This window comes from Streptomyces sp. NBC_00654, from assembly GCF_026341775.1.
Classification (GTDB): Bacteria; Actinomycetota; Actinomycetes; order Streptomycetales; family Streptomycetaceae; genus Streptomyces.
Map to the genome: position 1 here is coordinate 631,432 of NZ_JAPEOB010000002.1, position 19,647 is coordinate 651,078.

At 72.0% G+C, this 19,647-nt stretch carries 17 protein-coding genes; 11 read left to right on the forward strand and 6 right to left on the reverse strand.

What is annotated here, in order from left to right; all coding sequences use genetic code 11:
- Positions 1–81: 81 nt before the first annotated feature.
- Together OHA98_RS23030 and OHA98_RS23035 are read right to left on the reverse strand one after the other, a co-directional pair.
- A complete protein-coding gene (locus OHA98_RS23030) occupies positions 82–1,446 on the reverse strand; it encodes a hypothetical protein (RefSeq protein ID WP_266928632.1) in 1,365 nt (454 codons plus the stop codon).
- A complete protein-coding gene (locus tag OHA98_RS23035) occupies positions 1,446–2,906 on the reverse strand; it encodes a hypothetical protein (protein WP_266928633.1) in 1,461 nt (486 codons plus the stop codon). The genes OHA98_RS23030 and OHA98_RS23035 overlap by 1 nt, the downstream gene beginning before the upstream one ends.
- A 242-nt stretch (positions 2,907–3,148) precedes the next feature.
- Here OHA98_RS23035 and OHA98_RS23040 point away from each other — a divergent pair, with 242 nt between their 5' ends.
- The 9 genes from OHA98_RS23040 (at position 3,149) to OHA98_RS23080 (ending at position 13,265) form a co-directional block, all read left to right on the forward strand.
- The gene (locus tag OHA98_RS23040; RefSeq protein ID WP_266928634.1) at positions 3,149–3,574 is read left to right on the forward strand and encodes a hypothetical protein; all 426 of its coding nucleotides are present in this window, start codon (positions 3,149–3,151) and stop codon (positions 3,572–3,574) included.
- A gap of 190 nt (positions 3,575–3,764) precedes the next feature.
- Complete coding sequence (locus tag OHA98_RS42755; RefSeq protein WP_323179625.1) at positions 3,765–4,544, forward strand: DinB family protein; 780 nt, start codon at positions 3,765–3,767, stop codon at positions 4,542–4,544.
- Positions 4,508–5,011 carry a hypothetical protein gene (locus tag OHA98_RS23050; protein WP_266928635.1) on the forward strand — a complete coding sequence of 168 codons (504 nt, stop codon included), beginning with the start codon at positions 4,508–4,510 and terminating at the stop codon, positions 5,009–5,011. The genes OHA98_RS42755 and OHA98_RS23050 overlap by 37 nt, the downstream gene beginning before the upstream one ends.
- Positions 4,981–6,399, forward strand: a complete 1,419-nt coding sequence (locus OHA98_RS23055; RefSeq protein WP_266928636.1) for a hypothetical protein — start codon at positions 4,981–4,983, stop codon at positions 6,397–6,399. Before OHA98_RS23050 ends, OHA98_RS23055 begins: the two co-directional genes overlap by 31 nt.
- Complete coding sequence (locus tag OHA98_RS23060) at positions 6,396–7,823, forward strand: VWA domain-containing protein (protein ID WP_266928637.1); 1,428 nt, start codon at positions 6,396–6,398, stop codon at positions 7,821–7,823. Before OHA98_RS23055 ends, OHA98_RS23060 begins: the two co-directional genes overlap by 4 nt.
- A 20-nt stretch (positions 7,824–7,843) precedes the next feature.
- Positions 7,844–8,956, forward strand: coding sequence for an AAA family ATPase (locus OHA98_RS23065; RefSeq protein ID WP_266928638.1), 1,113 nt, complete (start codon positions 7,844–7,846; stop codon positions 8,954–8,956).
- Entirely contained in the window at positions 8,953–11,754 is a 2,802-nt protein-coding gene (locus OHA98_RS23070; protein WP_266928639.1) for a DUF5682 family protein, read from the forward strand. Before OHA98_RS23065 ends, OHA98_RS23070 begins: the two co-directional genes overlap by 4 nt.
- 208 nt (positions 11,755–11,962) lie before the next feature.
- Positions 11,963–12,373 (forward strand): RidA family protein, encoded by a 411-nt coding sequence (locus tag OHA98_RS23075; RefSeq protein WP_266928640.1) that lies wholly within the window; start codon positions 11,963–11,965, stop codon positions 12,371–12,373.
- Between the two features lie 82 nt (positions 12,374–12,455).
- Positions 12,456–13,265 carry an APH(3'') family aminoglycoside O-phosphotransferase gene (locus OHA98_RS23080; RefSeq protein ID WP_266928641.1) on the forward strand — a complete coding sequence of 270 codons (810 nt, stop codon included), beginning with the start codon at positions 12,456–12,458 and terminating at the stop codon, positions 13,263–13,265.
- A gap of 360 nt (positions 13,266–13,625) precedes the next feature.
- Here the strand turns inward: OHA98_RS23080 and OHA98_RS23085 are convergent, their stop codons facing one another.
- Positions 13,626–14,153 (reverse strand): DinB family protein, encoded by a 528-nt coding sequence (locus OHA98_RS23085; protein WP_266928642.1) that lies wholly within the window; start codon positions 14,151–14,153, stop codon positions 13,626–13,628.
- 175 nt (positions 14,154–14,328) lie between these two features.
- On the opposite strand from OHA98_RS23085, the gene OHA98_RS23090 reads away from it, so the two are divergent.
- Positions 14,329–15,957, forward strand: a complete 1,629-nt coding sequence (locus OHA98_RS23090) for a carboxylesterase/lipase family protein (protein WP_266928643.1) — start codon at positions 14,329–14,331, stop codon at positions 15,955–15,957.
- 122 nt (positions 15,958–16,079) lie between these two features.
- Entirely contained in the window at positions 16,080–17,084 is a 1,005-nt protein-coding gene (locus OHA98_RS23095) for an amidinotransferase (protein WP_266928644.1), read from the forward strand.
- Positions 17,085–17,156: 72 nt separating this feature from the next.
- Here the strand turns inward: OHA98_RS23095 and OHA98_RS23100 are convergent, their stop codons facing one another.
- From OHA98_RS23100 to OHA98_RS23110, 3 genes are all read right to left on the reverse strand, one after another.
- Positions 17,157–18,161, reverse strand: coding sequence for an alpha/beta hydrolase family protein (locus tag OHA98_RS23100; RefSeq protein WP_266928645.1), 1,005 nt, complete (start codon positions 18,159–18,161; stop codon positions 17,157–17,159).
- Positions 18,162–18,259: 98 nt separating this feature from the next.
- Complete coding sequence (locus OHA98_RS23105) at positions 18,260–19,045, reverse strand: SGNH/GDSL hydrolase family protein (RefSeq protein ID WP_266928646.1); 786 nt, start codon at positions 19,043–19,045, stop codon at positions 18,260–18,262.
- A complete protein-coding gene (locus OHA98_RS23110) occupies positions 19,032–19,601 on the reverse strand; it encodes a PadR family transcriptional regulator (RefSeq protein WP_266930861.1) in 570 nt (189 codons plus the stop codon). Before OHA98_RS23110 ends, OHA98_RS23105 begins: the two co-directional genes overlap by 14 nt.
- Between the last annotated feature and the right edge of the window lie 46 nt (positions 19,602–19,647).

Below are 19,647 nucleotides of genomic sequence, written 5' to 3' on the forward strand. Positions count from 1 at the left end.
CAGTATGCGGGCGTCCCTCCGCCTTGCGATGCACCGCATCTGACGCCGCGCGCTGATCCCCCAGGGATTACGGGACAGCCCTTAGAAGTCCTGGGTGGTGGTCGCCGCGACGATCTCGGCGAGGAACGGCCCCGGGAACGTCTCGCGCGGCACGGGTTCCGCGGCGGCGTCCGACAGCCGCCGCCGGGCCAGGGAGCGGATCGCCTCACGGTACGCGGCGTCGCCGGCGTCACCGGGGCCCGGATCGAACCCGGGCAGCAGGACGCCCACGTCGATCCGCGGCGTCACCGTCGAAGCCATCAGTTCCAGGTGCGCCCGGCCGGTCCATACGTCGCCCCGTCTGCTCAGGGGGACCCGTTTCGCCGGGCCGCCGTCCACGCGGACCTCCGCGACGAGGGGCACACCCGAATCGGGCGCCGCGGCGTCCGTGACGACCTCGACCTCGATCTCCCGTCGCGCACCGACGGCGCGGGCGGTCCAGGACACGGCGTTCTCGGCCGCGTCGACGAAGCCGGGCGGATAGCGATGCCATTCATTGGTCCCCGAGCCCTGTCCGATCACCCGGCCGCCCGCGACGGGAGGTTCGCCCGCCGCCGCGAGGGCGTAGTCATGGTCACCGGTCCGGGCGAACAGCGCGCCGAGGTCGGCCGGCGTGTCTGCCGGGCGGTCCTGACCGAGGGAGATACGGAGATGGCGCAGCGCCGGACCATCCAGACCGGCGTTGTCCGCGGCCTCGTCGATCAGCCGCAGGACGTGCTCCACGTGCCGTCGCGGACGGTGTGCCGTGCCGGACGGTTCCGGTGCCGAGCGCCACCACTGGATCAGTGGGGCGAGCCCGGCCCGATGGTCCTCGACCAGTTCGGCCACGCAGTCGTCGGGCTGGTCTCCGGAGATGCCGTACGCGGTGCCGTACACGGAGTGGTGGGCGGTCCCGTACGGGATGTCGTACGCGGCGTCGGGGGCGGTGTCGTAGGGCGTGCCGAACAGTTGCTGGCACTCATGGGTGAGCGCGGCCAGCTCCAGCCCCAGCAGGTCCGGTTCGAGCCCGGAGATTCCGTCCAGGTACGACGTCGGCCACCATCGGGCCGCCCAGTGTCCGAGGGCGAGCCGGGCGGCGCGGTCCGCCAGCGCGGTCCCTTCCGCCGCCACCCCGGCGCGGTCCGCTCCGCCCTCCGCGCACGCCTGCACAGCGGCTGCGGTGCGCTCGCCGTAGACCGCCCACAGCCACTGCTGCGCGCTCCCGGCGTCATGGACCTCCGCCACCGGCAGGCCCGGGGCACGGAGAACGGGCCAGGTCAGAATCGCACCCGCCACATCGAGGACGGACCGGGCGAAGGCCGGCCCGAACCCGCCGGTCCCTCCCGGCGCACCGGGTGCGGCCTGCCCTGTTGTGACCAGGATCGTGCCGTCCCCGGCGCGTGTGACCGTGATGTCGGGCTCAGGCATCACGCGCTCCTCGGCCCGGCCGGCTGCGCCGCGCCGCCCGGGTCCGGCGCCTTCGCGGAGAGCGTGCGCAACGCGGCCCGGACCCTGGCACGGTGGTCCATCATCACGGAACGGGCCACCCCGTCGAGGACTGCCCAGGCCGGGCCGATGCCGTCCAGCGGCGCGTCGCGGACGTCCCGCCCGTGCAGCCTCACCCACAGGCGCCGCATGTAGGCCACCCACGGCGTCCGGAGGTCCTGGGCGAGCGCGTCCAGGACACCCCCGTCCGGGTCGCGCCGGGGAGAAACGGTCATCCTGCGGGCGTGGAGGACCGACGCCTCGCGCTGCCAGCGGCTGTTGACGGCCCGGTGCGCCGCGGTACGGCCCAGCCCGGCTTCCCCCGGTTCCCCGGGTCGCCCCGGTCCGCCGGTTCCCCCGCAGCCCAGTGGATCGAGACCCACCGCGAGCCGGCCGCCGAGGACCACGGCGACCCGCAGGCTCTCGTCGTTCAGGCCCAGCGGAGCGCAGCTGCGGCCGGCCTCCCGCCGGACCAGCTCCGGCACCGTCGGCAGTTCCTCGCGCCGCGCCGATGCCTGGAGCGCGGCGAAGACCCGCTCGAAGAGCGTGCGGTCCAGCGGTGCCGGAAGTGTGGCGGTCGAGGCTCCCCGGCCGACCTCCGGACGCGGGGGCAGCTGGTGTCCGGTCAGCTTCAGGTGGGCCGGCAGGTCCTCGCGCCCCCAGACTCCGTGCGGGTGTGCCCACAGCGCACGGCCGAGCAGGCTCCCGTACCCGCCGTCGATCAGGGCCGTGAAGGCCGGCGAACGCGGCTCCGGGCCTGTCGCACCACGGGTACCCGCGGCATCACCGATACCTGTCGCACCACAGGCTTCGAGCACTTCGGTGGCCAGTGCGGCCGCGGCGACCGCATCACCGGCCGGGGCCGGCCGACGGCTCTCCCAGGCGGCGGCCAGGTCCCGTTCGAGCACCGTACGCCGGACGGGGTCGGCCAGATGGTCCTTCAGCGCCTGCACCGTACGGCCGCCGGCCGCGTCCGCGACCCCTTCGAGGGTGGCCCTGGCCAGCGCGTCGGCACCGGCCGAAGGTGTTCCGTGTTCGGCGGCCAGCTCGAAGCAGAGCTGGAAGTACAGGTCCTGGGGGTTGCCCACCACGATGCCCAGGGCCCGGCGGGTCTTCTTGAGCAGGGTGAACCACCGCGCCGTCGCCGCGAGGCGCTCGCGGTCGTCGTGGATCAGCTCCTCAAGGCACGCGGCCTCCGCCGGGCCGAGGTAGTCCGTCGCGAGTTCCGGCCGCAGCGAGGGCCTGACCAGCAGAGGCAGCACGATCAGCTTGACCGTCCGGGTCAGCGGTGCGCCCCCGGGGCCGCTCAGCGGCTCCAGTCCCTGCCCGAGGCCGCGCCAGGCTCTGTCGATGACCATGGCGCGCGGAACGCGTTCGCCGGTCGGCTGGGTCGAGGACGGCATGGCACGAGAGTACGACGGACCGAAACGGGCGGGCGAACCTGGGATCGGTAGGCTGCCCCGGCCTCCTAGCCTCCAGGGTGTCGGGAGGTCCGACGGTGTGAAGAAGACCGGATGACCGCCACGGCCAACCGCACGGTCCTCGCGGCAGGGCCAGGCGAGCCCGCCCGGCGCGTGCCGGCCGGGCTGCTCACCACCGGTGCCCGGCACGCCGACGCATGGCAGCAGCAGAGAGGAAGCACATCATGGGACTCTTCGGACACCGCAAGAGCCGCGAAGAGCGGGCTCACGAGATCGCCAACAAGGTCGCGAGCGGCAAGGGCTTCTACGGCCGGGCCACGCGCGCGTTCGTGGGCGGCGAGGACTTCGCCCGGCTCCAGGAGTCGGTCGGCGCCTACAACACCGGCCTCACCGCCCAGCAGCTGATCGCCATGGGGGTGCCCCCCGTGCCCGCCGTCGTCGTATCGATCACCGACACGGGCAAGCTGGTCAACTTCGACCCGGTCGTCGAACTCGTCGTCGATCTGGTCCCCCAGCCGTCCGGGGTGGCCGGCCGGATCGAGCTCCAGACCATCGTGTCGAAGCTGCAGATACCCCGCGCCGGCGAGCAGGTGCTGATGGTCGCCGATCCCGCGCAGCCCGGTGTCTACCTCTATGCCGGCGTTTCGTGAGACCCGGGAATCCGGAGACACCGCAACCGCACACGCGTCGCGGCCTGCCCGTCGGCTGAAGCGACCGGTCCGTTCCGCGGGGATCGGACCGCCGGCGGGAGCGGAGGCGGCACGGCCGCCCGCCCGGCTCCGGACGGACGTGGGCGGTATGTCTGTTGGCATTCACCCGGACGGCGACGAGGGTGGGTGCATGACATGGGAAGCACCGCTGGTGGAGCGCACCGTACTGCTGGACGTCCTGGGCACCGTTCCCGAGCGTCAGATGCTGGAGGGCCGGCTGAACTGGCACCGGGAGACCCTGCTCGCCAAGTGCGCGGGGCTCACACCGGCCCAGTTGGCGAGGACGACGGTCGAGCCGTCTGACCTCACCCTCCTCGGGCTGGTACGGCACATGGCGGAGGTGGAGCGCTGGTGGTTCCGGCGAGGCTTCGCCGGTGAGGCGGTCGGTGCCGTGTTCACCGGCCCCGCGGACGGCGACGAGGGGCTCGTCGGAGTTCGCGCAGCCGACGCGGAGCGGGACTTCGGACGATTCCGGGACGAGATCGAGGCGTGCGACGCCGCGGCGGCCGGGCATGACCTCGACGAGACCTTCCTGTCCTCCGGCGGCCTGCCGCTCAGCCTGCGCTGGGTCCATGTGCTGCTGATCCAGGAGTACGCCCGCCACAACGGCCATGCCGACTTCCTGCGGGAGCGGACGGACGGGGTGACGGGTGACCGAACAGATCGACGCCGTCCCGCACCACAGGTGCTGCGGCCGCCGCCGCGGCAAAGCCTCTGCCGGGCCCTCCCCCTCCCGTACGCCCATCACTCCAGGCCCCGTGCCGCGGGCGGCCGACGGCGCATCCGATCGGCGTTGTCAGTGGTCGCAAGTATGTTCAGTCGTGTCCCGCCGCTGTGGCGTGGACTTCCCTCTGGCGTACAGGAGATGGTGAGTTGTCCGACTGGGAGAGGTCGAGTACCGCACGGGTGATCCCACCCGCTCGGCCACGCAAACTCGCCAAGGTGCCGTTCGTCGAGCTGGCCGACGGACGCCTGCAGGGTGTGGTGTCCAGCGGTTCGGACATCGCGCGGGTCTATGTCTCGTCGGTCGCGGCCGGCACCTACGCGTTCACGTGCAGCACCAACAACAACCGGCCCTGCGGCGGCGCCCGGGGCTCGTTCTGCAATCACCTCCGGGCCCTGATCAGCGAGGCGGTGCTCCAGTACGGCGCCGAGCGCGTCGCCCGCTACCTCCGGGTCGAGGACGCGGACGGGGAGCCGAGCGCGCAGTCCATCACCTCCGGCATGACCGGCGCACGTCCCCCGCAGGGGGACACCGGAGCCGCCGCACCCGTCTTCAGCCGCTTCCTGCGCCACCTCGCCTATCTGGAACTCGCCCCGGCCACCGTGCCGTTGCCGGAGATGCAGTGGTTCCCGCCCACCAGGGCGGCGGCCTGATGCGCACCGACCTGCTCGCCGAGTCCATCGCCGGTCTGGACGAGGCACTGACCGCCGTCGACTCCTTCGACCGGGCCCTGGTCGCGGGCCTCCTCCGCCCCCGGCCGGCCGAGGCCGCCGGACTGGCGGACATCGCCCGGGCGGTCGCCGGGACACCGCTGGCCGCCAGGGTCACCGAAGCGGCGGAGAAGGCCGCGGCCGGAGCGGCGGGCGAGGACCACTTCGTCGCCCTCGCCGCCGCCCGCACCGCGCTGCTCGGCTCCGTCCACGACGCGCTGATGGACCGCGTCGAGGAGGCGACCGGCCGGTCGCGCGGCGAGGGAACCGTGCCGGCGCCCGGCGCGCGTCAGGAGACGAACCTGCTCGTCGCGGCCCGGTCCTGGCTGTCCGATCTGGCGCGCGCCGGGTGGCGGGGTATCGACCACGACCTGGTGTCCGGGGCGGCGCCGGTCGTCTCCGCGATGCTTCCGGACCCGGCCCTGCGCCGCCCGGCCGCGCTCCTCGACGGCTTCGCCGCCGAACTCGCCGCCTCCTGCCCCGGCGCGGCGCTGGACCGGATTCCGGCACGCCGCTGGGCCGACCTGTGGTCACGCGCGATGCTGCTGACCCTGCCGGGTGCCGCCGGCGTACCGATGACCGGTCCGGCCACCGGCCGCCTCCTGCCCCTCGGCGTGGATGTGCACGAGCACCCCACCGCCGTACAGGCCCAGGTGCACGCGGTGTTCGAGCCGGCGGACGGCACGGCACCCCGGCTGGTGCGTGCCTCCGTATCGGTGCCGAAGCCCGACACGGTCCTCGGAGCCGGTCTCTGGCAGTTGCTCCGCCCGCACATGTCACTTCTCGCGGCCTTGGGCGAAGGCCTCTCGATGCACCTGACCGGCATGCCGCTCACCGCCGAGGGAGACCTCCTCTGGAGCGACGCGCACGCGCGCCGGGGCGAGCCCGCCGACGCGCTCACCACGGCCCGGGTGGCGCTGCCCACCGCGACCGCTTCGCCGACCGCCCCTCTGGACCGGCACCCGGCACGCATCGCTGTGCCCGTCTTCCTGGAGGGGTACGAGGCGCGGACCGACGGGGAGAAGCTGACCTTCACCGTCGCCGGGTACGGCCTGGCCGTCGACACCGACCGCGTGCCTGCCGCCGGACCGCTCACCCCCGAGGCCGTGGCGGCGTCGAAGGCATGCGTCGGACTGCTGCGCTGGGACGACGGAACGTACAGCGTGCAGCCGCTCGCCGTCGAGACGCTCGTACGGAAGAAGGCCGTCGCGGTTCACGCCGGGGCCTGGGCCGGGGGCACCGCCGACAAGGCGGGAGCCAGGGCCGAGAAGGCCGCGACCGATGCCGCCGCGGTACTGCGCGAGCGCGCCGGAAGGCTGTTGCGGAAATGACGGAACAGGATCCCGGGGTGAGTGCCCACGACAACCGGCGACAGGTTCTCTACTGGCGGCTCCTCGCCAGGCTCTTCGACCCCGAGGAGCAGGCGACGCTGGAGTCGTCGAGCCTCGCGGTCGTCGAGAACATGGACCTGCCCGCCGCGCTGCTGGACCCGCAGGCGTCCGTGGGCGCGATCGTGCAGCGCCACCCCGAGCTGGCCGACGAGTTCGACGGGCTGATGGTGCCCGCACCCGGGAGCGCCGCGGACGGCGGCCCGGGGGACGAGGGACGTGACCGCGCCGCCGAGGTACGGCGCGCGGCGCTGGTGTCGAAGGTGCTGCTCAATGTCTTCGCCCCCGGCTCCGGAACGGTCACCGCCGGGCAGTTGTCGCGCTGGCAGTCCGACGCGGGCTGGCTGGAGCGTGCGCTGGGCTGTGAGCCGGGCGGGCTGCGCGGCGGCCGGCCGGCGGGGGGCGCGGTGGGCCACGGCGTGGGACCGCACGGGTCCGGGAGCCGCAGGGCGGCACCCGATCTCAGCCGCTTGATTCCCGCCCTCGGCCCGGAGCTCGGTGCCATCGAGGCCGACCTCGTCAAGCGGATGCGCCTTCGTGAGGTGCTCGCCGATCCGCGGCTCGCCGCGCAGCTGACGCCGAGCATGTCGCTGATCGAGCAGTTGCTGCGCGACAAGGACAACCTGTCCGGTGTGGCCCTGGCCAACGCCAAGGCCCTGATCCGCCGTTTCGTCGATGAAGTCGCCGAGGTGCTGCGTACGCAGGTGGAGAGAACGACGGTCGGCGCGCTGGACCGCTCGGTGCCGCCCAAGCGGGTCTTCCGCAACCTGGACATCGACCGCACGATCTGGAAGAACCTCACCAACTGGAGCCCCGAGGAGGAGCGGCTGTACGTCGACCGCCTCCACTACCGCCACACCGCCCGCAGGACGACGCCCCAGCGGCTGATCGTGGTCGTCGACCAGTCGGGCTCCATGGTCGACTCGATGGTCAACTGCACGATCCTGGCCTCGATCTTCGCCGGGCTGCCCAAGGTCGACGTCCACCTCATCGCGTACGACACCCGGGCGCTCGACCTCACGCCGTGGGTGCACGACCCCTTCGAGACCCTGCTGCGCACCCGTCTCGGTGGAGGCAACGACGGCATGGTCGCCATGTCGCTCACCCAGCCCAAGATCGCCGAGCCCCGTAACACCGTCGTGGTGTGGATCTCGGACTTCTACGAGACACGCGTTGAACAACTGTTCGAGAACATGGCCGCCATCCACCGCTCGGGGGCCAGGTTCATCCCCGTCGGATCGGTGAACAGTGCCGGCCGCGGCAGCGTCAACCCGTGGTTCCGGGAGCGCTTCAAGGATCTCGGCACGCCGGTGCTCTCCGGCCACATTCGCAAGCTTGTTCATGAGCTCAAGACTTTTCTCGCTTAAGACTTAAGAAAGGCCCCGATATGTCCGACCTGTTGCGCGCCCCCGCCGAGATCAAGTACGCGGAGGAGCTGGACTGGCTGGAGTCGGTCGACGACGGCCCCAAGCCGTTCTCCTGGCGCCTCTCCCCGAAGATGGTCCGTCTGTTCATCCTGGGGTCGGAGCGCTCCGACGGCCTCGACCGGGAGATCCCGCAGAAGTGGTTCGGCGACCGCAGTTTCGTCGAGCGCTCCATTGTCACTCTGGCGTCCGACCGCGGCCTGCTGCTGATCGGTGATCCGGGAACGGGCAAGAGCTGGCTGGCCGAGTTGCTGTCCGCCGCGATAAGCCGCAACTCCACCCTGGTGGTGCAGGGCACGGCCGGCACCACCGAGGACCACATCAAGTACTCGTGGAACGTGTCCATGGTGATCGCCAAGGGCCAGTCACGGGAGTCGATGATCCCCTCGCCGATCATGACCGCGATGGAGTCCGGAGCCATCGGCCGCTTCGAGGAACTGACCCGCTCCACGAGTGATGTCCAGGACGCGCTGATCTCGATCCTGTCGGAGAAGTACGTCTCCGTCCCGGAGCTGGACAGCGACAACATCGTCTTCGCCAAGCCCGGTTTCTCCGTGATCGCCACGGCCAACAGCCGCGACCGGGGCGTCAACGACCTCTCGTCCGCGCTCAAACGCCGCTTCAACTTCGTCCGCATCCCTGTCGTGACGAACAGGAAGGCCGAGGCGGAGATCGTCCGTTTCCGCACCGAGGAGCTGCTGCGCCGCCACCGGATCGAGCTGGATGTGCCGCCGACGCTGCTGGATGTACTGCTGCAGAGCTTCGCCGATCTGCGCGCCTCCGCCGCCGCGGCGGGCAGCGACGACGAGAAGCTGGAGTCCGCGCTGTCGAGCGCCGAGCAGATCGGTGTGCTGGAGGACGCGATCCTGCACAGCAACTTCTTCGGCGAACACACGCTGACCGCCCGTGCCCTCGCCTCGTCACTCGTCGGCTCCCTGGCGCGGCGCGAGCCGGAGGACCTGGCGATCCTCAACAAGTACCTGCACGGCGTCGTCGAGCCGCGCAGCAAGGAGGAGGGCGGGTCCTGGCCGGAGTTCCTGGAGGGCGGCCGCGACGCGATCGCCACCCTGTCATGAGCACCGCGCCCGAAGGGTCGGCCTTCCACGCGCTGCGCGCGCAGTTGGAGGAGGCCGCCTCCGTGTTCGCCGACGGGCCCGACGCGCTGGAGGGCATCCTGCTCGGCATGGTCGACGACGTCGACCGCGCGGTGCGCGAACCGCTGGAGATCTTCCCCGTCTGCCATCACTCACCCGCCTCGGCGATCGCGATGGCGCGGCGGCTGCGGGAGAAGCAGCCGAAGGTCGTCTATCTGGAGCTGTGCGAGGACATGGCGCCGCTCCTGCCCGAGCTGCGCAACTGCCGGCTCCCGGTGGCGGTGCAGGCGTTCGCCAGCGAGGTCCAGGGCTTCCCGGCGGAATGGGCGCCGCTGTCCGTCGTCGCTCCGATCACCGAGGCGTCGGCGGAGTACCAGGCGATCGCGTACGCGCTGGACACACCGGGCGTCGAGCTGGTCCTCGTCGACCGCTCCTCGGACCATGTGTTCCAGTGGCAGACTCAGGGCACCGGGTCCGCCGAACCGGCCGCCGGTCCCGACGCGCCGCCCGCCGAGGAGGAGGCCGCGCTGCACGGCGACGCGGTCGGTGTGGAGATCGGCGACCTGCGGCCGCGCTTCGCCGAACTGGAGGAACACCTGCTGCACCACGGACGGGTGCGGCACTGGTCGGAGTGGTGGCACCAGTACGTCGAACTCCCCCTGGGCGACAGCGATCACGACACCTACCGGCAGGTCATGCTCCTGATCGGCAGCCTGTTCCGACGGCTGGCGCCCGGTGATCCCGAGCGGGCCGGCACGGACGAGGACCGTGAGCGCTACATGTGGACCCGGATGCGCGAACACCTCGCCGCGTCCGGTACCGACCCCGCGGACTGCCTCTACGTCTGCGGCGCCTTCCACGCGGCGAGCCGGGTCGCGGAGTTCGGCGTCCACGGCACCGACACGTTCGAGATCAGCCCGCCCGGCGCGAGCACCTGGCAGCACGGCCTGATCCCCTCCAGTCACGCGGCCATCGAGGCGCAGTTCGGCCTTGCCGCCGGTTCGGTGTCCATCGCCGCGGCCCAGTGGGCGACGAACCTCAAGCGCGCGAAGGTACGGCCGTTCCGGCTCGTGGGGCAGGCGGGTACGAAGAAGGCGTCGAAGCCCGGCAGGCCCGCGGCGCAGCCCGTCCCCCCGGCGGCGGAAGCGCCCTCGGACAGGCTCACCGGTTTTCTGCGGCGTCCGCCCGCCCTGGACCACCTGGACGAGAGCGAACTCCTCGGCTGGTCGGTGGAGATCGTGCGCGCCGCGCGCCGCAACGGCTACCTCGCCTCCACCGCCGACGCCATCGCCGTGTTCGAGACATCGATCCTGCTGGCCGGGATGCGCGACCGGGCCAGGCCCACGCCGTACGACTTCCAGGACGCGGCGATCACCTGTATCGAGAAGGACGCCGTGCCGGGCCGGCGCGATGTGCGCCGGCTCGTGGAGATCATGATGGGCGGCGACCGCGTCGGCCAGGTCGGCTACGACGCGCTGCCGCCCCTGGCCCGCGACGTCCACGACCGGCTCGCGCCGCTGGATCTCAAGCTCCAGCAGCGTGGTGTGCAACGGGCGTTGCTCGACATGGCGTCCCGGCCCGAACTGGAGCGGTGCTCCGACGTTCTGTGGATGCTGCGCCGGCTGCTGCCGCAGAACGCCGCGCGGCCGATCATGGGTGAGCGGAAGCTCGGGGAGCGGCCGATCCAGGAGTCCTGGGACCTGGCGCTGGGCACCCATCAGCGGGCCCTCATCGAGCTCGGCTACGAGGGTGTCAGCATCGAGCAGGTCCTGGAGCAGCGTCTGCGGCGCACCGTGTACGGCCCGCACGCCACCGCGGCGACCGCCCTCCAGGCCGTCGAGGACGCGACGTTGTATCTGCGCAGCCGTCGCCTGGCCGACGAGCTGGGCACGCGCGCCCTGGAGATCCTGACGACCGAGCGCGGCGTGGACGGCGCGCCGGAGGTGCTGCGCCGGGTGCGCCGGCTCCTGGCGTACTACCGGACCGCCGAACCGGTGCTGCCGCCGTGGATCGAGTCCTTCGTCAAGGCCGGTTACGCGCACTACTGCACCCTGCTGCCGACGGCGTTCACGGACGAGGACGCGACCGTCCGTCAGGTCGCCGCGATGCTGGGCTTCCTGTTCAGCATGGAGAATCTGGCGCTGTCGCTCGGCTGCGACCGAACCCAGCTGGAGCTGGCGGTCGCACAGGCGCATCCGCAGGAGCAGGCCAAGGTGGCGCTGCTGTGGGCAGCTCAGACGCATCTGGGGCAGCTGTCCCGGGCGAGCCTTCGGACGCGCTGCGAGGACATGCTGGGCAACCCCCTGGTGGTGTCCGCCTATCCGCGCTATCTCAGCGGCTTCCTCCATGCGCTGGAACCGGTGCCGCAGCTGTCGGACTTCGTCGTGGAGCGGGTGTCGAGCGCGTTCGCACGCCTGCCGGATCCGGTGCTGCTGCCGTGGCTGCCGACCCTGATCAGCACCTTGCGCGCCGACGGCGCGGAGCTGGCTCCCCTGCTGATCCGCGAGGCGGGGCGGATCTTCCCGGGCCGGCTCGCGGCGCTGGACGCATGGGTGCCGCCCTGGCTGGACCAGTCTGCCGACGAGGCTGTGCGCCCCGCGCCCGGCACCGGCACCGGCGTGCTGCTCGCCGCTCACCCGGCGGCCTGCGACGCGGTGGCCGCCCTGCTGGGCTGCGACGGAGTGTGGGAGACACCCGGTTCCACCGCGTCCGGCGCGATGCTCACCGGCCGCCACCCCGCGACGGCGGAAGCTCTGGAGGCGCTGTTGACCGGCCGCTGACTCCGGTGGAGGCCGGGGTCCTCGCGTGACGCAGCGGCCGGACGCGGCCGGGCGGTGGCTCCGGCCGTACGGGACTCGCCCGTACGGCCGGGGGGGGCCGCGGCCCGCGAGCCCTCCTGGCAACGGGCGAAAAAGCTGGGGCGCCGTCCGAGGGACCTTGCGAGGATGGCCTCTGTCCCATGCCTGAAGCGAAAGGACGTGTACGACCATGGCTCGTGCCGTTACGTTGATCCGCTCCTCCGTCCTGTCCGACGTCGTCGAGTACGCCTACGCCGCCACCGCGCCCGCGGAGTCCCGGCTGATCTTCCTCGCCGGGGCGTGTCCGCTCGACGAGGACGGCTCCACGGCGGCGGTCGGGGACTACGCGGGCCAGGCGGCGAAGGCTTTCGAGAACATGCGGGCCGCTCTCGCCGCCGCCGACGCGTCTCCGCAGGACGTCATCAGTACAAGGGTCCTCGTCGCTTCCACTCGCCAGGAGGACCTGGTGACCGCGTGGGAGGTGGTCCGGGACGCGTTCGGTGACCATGACGTTCCCAGCACCCTGATGGGTGTCACGGTGCTCGGGTACGACGATCAGCTCGTCGAGATCGAGGCTGTCGCCGCCGTGATCGACGCCTGATGCCCAGGAGAACCTCTGCCTCCGAAGCCGGATACGCGCGGTTTCCCGCTGCCTCCGGCGGCCTCGGTCGCGCTTCGTGGGGATGGTCGATGTGATCGGTCCGTCATTCGGAGAGCTGCTGCGGGAGGGCGGCTGGGAGCCCGTCACGGCCGGTGAGTCCGACGCCGCTGTCTTTCGTTCGGCGGATGGCTCACGGTTCGCCAAGTGTGTCCCGGCGGACCGTGCGACCCCGTTGGCGGAGGAACGGGACCGTGTCGAATGGCTGAGCCGGCAGGGCGTTCCAGGTCCACGCGTGCTCGACTGGCGCGTCACTCCCGACGGGTCCTGCCTGGTCACCAGTGCCGTCGTGGGGGTCACCGCCGATCGTGTCCCGGCTCCGGAACTCCGGGCGGCATGGGGTTCGATCGCTGATGCGGTGCGCCGTCTGCACGGGTTGCCCCTACGGGGGTGCCCGTTCACCCGTGACCTCGCGCGGATGTTCGCGCGGGCCCGCGATGTCGTCGCGAGAGGTGCGGTCGATCCGGAGTTCCTGCCGGAGGACCAGCGGCGGACTCCCCCCGCGGAACTGCTCGCGCGCCTCGTCCCCGAACTCGACCGGCGCCTGGCCCAGGAGGCCGCCGAGGCCGTCGTCTGTCACGGGGACCTGTGCCTGCCCAACATCATCCTCGATCCGGAGACGATGGATGTGGCGGGCTTCATCGATCTCGGCCGCCTGGGAGCGGCCGACCCGTACGCCGACATCGCGCTGCTTCTCGCCAACTCCCGGGAGACCTGGACCGACGCCCGGCAGGCGCGCTCCGCGGACGACGCGTTCGCCGACCGGTACGGCATCGCGCTCGACCGGGACCGTGAACGGTTCTATCTCCATCTCGACCCGCTCACCTGGGGGTAGGCGATGTCCACCGCGTCGCGGACCGATGCCCCACACATGATGAGCCCCCTGGCGTCGGTCCGCTGCTGACCGGCGCCCGTCACGGGATCCGCGCGCTCACCTGGAAGGAGTGGAGGCGCGGGGCAGGGACGGCGGGCAGCCGATGAGGTGACGCCCGGTCCCTCCGCCCGCGCGTCACCGCGCGGGTTCCGTCCGGCGCGAGAAGGTGAACGGGCTGCGCCCAGGTCCGAGTCCCCTGTTTGGCGCCAGCCCCCCGAGGTTCCCGGGCCGACGCCGTCACGCCGCCCGCCCGGGAGCCTCGGCACCCCCGCGGCAGGCGGATCCGGGGCCGCGGGGGAAGCCTCTCCGGACAGGCGGGGATCAGCCGGTGGACACCGCCCGCAGGAGCCGGAGTTGGCCGATCTCGGCCACGTTCTTCATCAACTCGGCGTTCACCCAGGCCACCGTGTGCACGACGGTGTGGGCGGGGTCGTCGTGCCAGGAGAACGGGGCGACGGCATCCAGGTCGGCGTCCGTGAGCCGTTCCAGCACCGACAGCCAGTCCGTACGCAGATCACGCAGCCACGCGATGGCGGCCTCTCCGTCACCGGGCCAGGTGATCTCTTCCCGCTCCCTCGGCACCCGCCCCTGGAGGTGGTCGATGGTCACGCTCCACCACCAGCCGATATGCCAGCTGACCCAGCCCGACGTCGGGACCGGAACAGGCGTGGGCTCACTCTCGGCCCAGTCCGGCACCCATGTTCCGTCACTGCCGCGGCGTACCGTCCAGCAGAGCTCGGCGGGCTCCCACAGAAAGTCCTCGGGCTCCAGCCGGTCCAGGTGATAGTCGAACAACGACCAGGTCAAGTCGAATTGCCAGCGCAGCAGTTCACATCGAGAGGCGTTCACCCGCCAACCCTGACACAGCGCACCGCGCCGATCCCCTGCGCAGCGGGGACGACATTCAGGTGATATCCCGCCGCCGTCGTGGAGCGGGAGGGCAAACCGGCCGATCACACCACAAGGAACCATCCTTGCGGTGCGCTCGGATGCCTTCAGATCCTCCCGAAGGAGAAGTCCGGACATGACAGGGAAGCGCGGTGCCGTGGCAGCCGCACTCATGGGAGTGACCGTGTCGATGGCAGCGGCAGCGGCTCCCGCAGGCGCACCGGCCGCGGCGGCCCGGAACGACACCACCACCGTGGTCCGTACCGAGGACGGCCGGGTACGCGGCATCCGGACCGCCGGCCACCGCGTCTTCCTCGGCATCCCGTACGCCGGAGCGCCGAAGGGCGCGCACAGATGGGCGCCACCTCGCCCGGTGCGCCCCTGGAAGGGAGTCAGGGATGCCACGGAACCCGGCCCGCTGTGCCCGCAGGTCCCGTCCCAGTACGCCGATGTCTCAAGCCTGGAGGAGGACTGCCTGGTTCTGAATGTCACGGCTCCCGCACCGTCCGTCTCCCGCCGCCGTGCACCGGTGATGGTCTGGATCCACGGGGACGGCACGGTGGGAGGGGGCAGCCTCTTCGACGCCCGGCGTCTCGCGGCCCGCGGCGTGGTCGTCGTCACGGTCAACTACCGGCTCGGCGTCTTCGGCGGCTTCGCCCACCCCGGGCTGGAGGGATCAGGGACGTTCGCGCTCCAGGACCAGCAGGCCGCGCTCCGCTGGGTACGGAGGAATGCGGCCGTGTTCGGGGGCGACCCCGGAAGGGTGACGGTGGCGGGCTCGTCCTTCGGCGCGGCCGCGATCACCGCGCATCTGGTCTCGCCCGGCGCCCGCGGGCTGTTCCACCGGGCGATCCTCTCCAGCGGAGAGGGAATGATGGACATGCCCGCCGGGGTGATGGGGCCGGGCATTCCCGCCTATCCCTGGTACACCTGGCGGACCGGCCGGGAGATGGCGGACACCGGCGTCACGACGGCTCGGGCACTGGGCTGTTCCGACCCGGTCCCGCAACGGGCGCTGCGATGTCTGCGCGCGCTGCCGGTGAAGAAGGTGCTGGAAATGCCGCACGTCATGAACCTCTTCCAAGCCTTCGCGTTCGGCAACCGCGTGCTGCCGGAGCTTCCCGAAGAACCACTGCGCGCGGGCCGCTTCCCGCGGATTCCCGTGCTGTCCGGGGCCACCCGGGACGAGCACCGGCTGTTCGTCGGCATGCTGTACGACGCCGTGGGACGTGTCTTCACCGAGGACGACTACGACCGGGCGCTCGACACGGCCTTCGGGGCGCTGGCGGGCACCGTGCGCGACCGGTATCCGGCCGACGGCTTCGCCTCGCCCGCGCTGGCCTGGGCAACCGTGGTCACCGACCGCATGTGGGCCCGCGGCACCTGGGCCCAGAACTCCGCGCTCGGCCGGCACACACCCACCTACGCCTACGAGTTCGCCGACCGCGACGCCCCGATGTACCTCCCGCTGCCGGGCGGGTTCCCGTTCGGCGCCTACCATGCCGGGGACACTCCGTACCTCTTCGAGGACAAGGAGGCCACGTCCCGCTTCACCCCTGCCCAGGTCCGGCTCTCGGACACGATGACGGACTACTGGGCACGGTTCGCCCGCACCGGTACGCCGAACGGTCCCGGCCTGCCGAAGTGGCCCCGGTTCATGCCGGAGGCCGATATTCCGTACACCCAGTCACTGGCCCCGGACCACATCGGGCCCGTCGACTACGCCGCCGGGCACCGGCTCGCCTTCTGGCACCGCCTGCCCTGACGGGCGGGCCCCGCCGGCACGCCCGCCCGCCGCGGCTGTCCGGCACAGCCGCACGTTCCGCAGGTTCCGCAGGTCATCGCTGCCGTACGTCCCGCCGTACGGACAGGAAAGGAGACGGACTCATGACCGCATCCGAACGGATCAACGTCACCCACGACTGGGGCGTCCTCAGGGAAACGGTCGTCGGACGTGTCATCGACTTCACGTTCCCCGCCGCGCTCGCCTCGGGGGTGCCCGCGTCCCTGGGGTTCCTGCCCGAACGGACCAGGGCCGACATGCCCCGGTGGGCCGGTCTGCCGTGGTCGGTGGCGGATCCCGACGGCTACGGCCGGTGTGTCGAACAGGTCGAGGGGCTCGCCCGCTTCCTCACCGGCCGCGGGGTGAAGGTCCATCGTCCGCGCGAGCTGACGGAGAGCGAACTCGCGCCGTACGGCGACAGCGGCACGTTCCATATGCAGACGTTCGTGCGCGACCCGATGATCGTGGTCGGCGACCTGGTCGTCGAATCGGCGCTCCGGCTGCCGGTTCGCTACAAGGAACGCTTCGGCCTGCGGCCGGTGTTCGAGGAGGCCGTGGCGAGGGGAGCGAGCTGGGCCGTCATGCCGCCACCGGCTCCCGTACCGGTCCCGGACATCGCGGCGGCCACCGGCCCCTTCCTGGAGGGCGGCGACGTCCTGCTCATGGGCCGCGACATCCTCGTCGGGCTGGGGCGGGGCGGCGCGGCGTCCGACGCGGCCGGCGCCCGTTGGCTGGCACAGCGGCTCGGCGGCGGATACCGCGTCCATGAGGTGCCTCTCACCGCGGATGTCATCCATCTGGACGACGGCCTCACCACCGTCCGGGAGGGGCTGGCGGTCATCTGCCGTGAACAGTTCGCCGATGGCGTCCCGGCACCGGTCGCGGACTGGGAACTGATCGACATCGGTCTCCGGGAAGCCGTCAACCTGCTGGCGGGCAACAGCCTGGTGCTGGCACCGGGCGAAGTCGTCGTCGACGAACGGCTCTCCCATCTGGCGGAAGCGCTCACCGCGCATGACGTCACGGTGCATACGCTGCCCTACGACGCGGTCACCCCGTTCGCCGGCGGCTTCCGCTGCTCGCACCACCCGCTCGTCAGGGAACTGTGATCGGTCCGGCCGCCGGGGCCGGATCCCGGCCGGGCGGACCGGCCTCGACGGGGTGGCAGGCGCCTGTCCGTTTCACCGGCGCAGGGCCGGCATCAGCACCGGCAGCGCATGGCGCAGCTCGCGGTAACCGTAGGTCCCGCTGTGGGTGCCCGGGTAGATGTGCGTGGTCACGGGGGCGCCCAGGGACGTGAGCCGGCCGCTGAGCATCCGCGTCTCCTCGCAGCAGACGGCTTCGGTGACGGAGACGACATCGTCATCGGCGAGCGCGACCCATTTCTCCGTGCCCGGAATATGCGGATCGGGCTCCTCCCCGTCGAGGGGGCCGGGGGTTCCGTCGCCGGAGGCCAGATAGACGGCCGTACGGCGCAGTCCCTCGGCGCGGTGGTAGGGATCCCAGTCGAGCCAGACCTCCCAGTCCTTCCACGGGTCGCCGAAGATCGCGTAGCCGTCCACCTCCAGGAACCTGGCTCCCGAGAGCCACATCTCCGGGTGCCGGACCGGGTGCACGGGGGCCCCGAAGGCGGCGACCGCACCGAACAGCCCTGGAGTCCTGGCCGCGAAACCCAGTGCGCCGAAGCCTCCCTGGGACTCCCCCGCCGCCGCCCGGACGGGCCCGGCCCCGTAACTCTCCTCCATCAGGGGCATGACTTCGCGCAGGAAGTACGTACGCACCCGGGGCGCGCCCTTCTTCCCCTGGTTCCACCAGTCGGTCCAGAACCCGAACAACGGCATGCCCGGCATGACGACCAGGACATCGCGCAGTTCGGCCAGCTCCTGCACCCGGAACAGGGTCGTCCAGGTCGTGTGGTCGCCGTCCCCGCCGGCGAGCAGATAGAGGGTGGGCCAGCGGTCACCGGGACGGCGCCGGTCCCAGCCGCGCGGGGTCAGCAGCGCCACGGTGGCGGGGCCGCCCAGCGCCGGGGAGTCGAGGGTCAGCTCGACCAGCCGTTCGTCCGGCCTCCGCTCCGCGATCACCCGGCCCGTGGCGCCGGGGGCCGGGGCGGCACCGAGCAGTCCGCCGGCTCCGAGGAGGGCCGCGCCCGTGAGGACCGCGCGTCGTGTGCGTGAGTTCGTCATGCCTGAGTCTTCGACCGGAGTCCGCCGCACCATGAGGACGGCACCCGGTGGGGGATCACGGCATGCGGGAGTGACCGCCTTTGACCTCCTCCCCCACCTCACCTGCGTACGGGCAGGAGGTCCGGGCGCTTGGCCGTGCGGCCGTCGCCGGAGGAGCGGCCCTGGAGGCGGCGGACGAGCCAGGGGCCGAGGAAGGAGGCGGCCCAGCGCAGGTCGCCCGCCGCGGTGCGCCATCCGGCGGGGGTGGTTTCCCGCGGGCCGGGCAGGGGGTGGGTCCAGGAGTCGTCCGCGCCGGGCACGCCCAGGGCCTCGGCGACCGCGGCGGCGATCCGGTCATGGCCGAGCGGTCCGGCATGGAGCCGGTCGGGGCTCCACAGACGGGGGTCGGTGACCACGGAGTGGTGCGCGGTGTCGGCCACCACGACGCCGTGCCGGTGCGCCGCCCGCCGGATGCGGTGGTTCAGGGCGGTGACACGTGGGGCGACCGGGCGGGCGAGCGGGGTGATCCGCGCCATGTCGGGGAAGGTGAGGGTCGCGACGCGGGCTCCCCCGCCGGTGAGCGCCGCGAACATCGCCTCCAGGTGGCCGGCGACCTCGTCGGCGTCGAAGCGGGGCCGCAGCAGGTCGTTGACGCCCGCGACGACGGTGGCCAGGTCCGGCCGCAGAGCCAGGGCCGGGGCGAGCTGCTCTTCCCGGACCTGCCCGGCGAGCCGGCCGCGTACGGCCAGATTGGCGTACTGGACACCGGGGTTGTGCGGCGCGAGCCGCTCGGCGAGCCGGTCGGCCCAGCCCCGCAGCCCTGTGGTGTCGTCGCCGTCGCCCAGCCCCTCCGTCTGGCTGTCCCCGAGGGCGACGAAGCGCCGCACCCGGTCATCGCCCGGCACGGGCCGCCTCCCTCTCCCGCAGGATCGCCGCGGTGTGCGTGCACCAGTCCCGGTTGCCCAGCTCGAAGTCCAGGCCGCGCCGGCAGGTCAGATAGGGCCCGATCCGCTCGCCGTGGCGCAGGAACTCCTCCTCGCTGCGCTCACCGCGCATGTTCCGCAGCAGCTCGCCGAACCGTCCGATCTTCGCCTCGGCGAAGGTGGCCCGTTCGGTGAGCTGTGCGATCAGGGTCCCGGTGTCCAGATGGTCGGCGGCCTGCACCTTGACGAGCAGGTCGTCACGGATGAAGGAGGGCTTGGTGGCCGATTCCGCGAACTGTTCCAGTTCGGCCAGGCCGGTGTCGGTGACACGGAACAGGCGCTTGTTGGGCCGGGCCTCCTGAACCACCTCACGGCCCGTGATCAGCCCTTCCTTCTCCAGCTTCGTCAGCTCGGCGTACAGCTGCTGCGGCAGCGCGTGCCAGAAGTTCGCCACTCCCGTGCCGAACGCCTTGGCCAGCTGGTACCCGCTGAGCTCCACGTCGAGCAGCGCCGCCAGCACGGCGTGACGCAAGGCCAATCGGACCGCCCCCTTCTCACCTCTGTCCACGAACACCACCTCCATG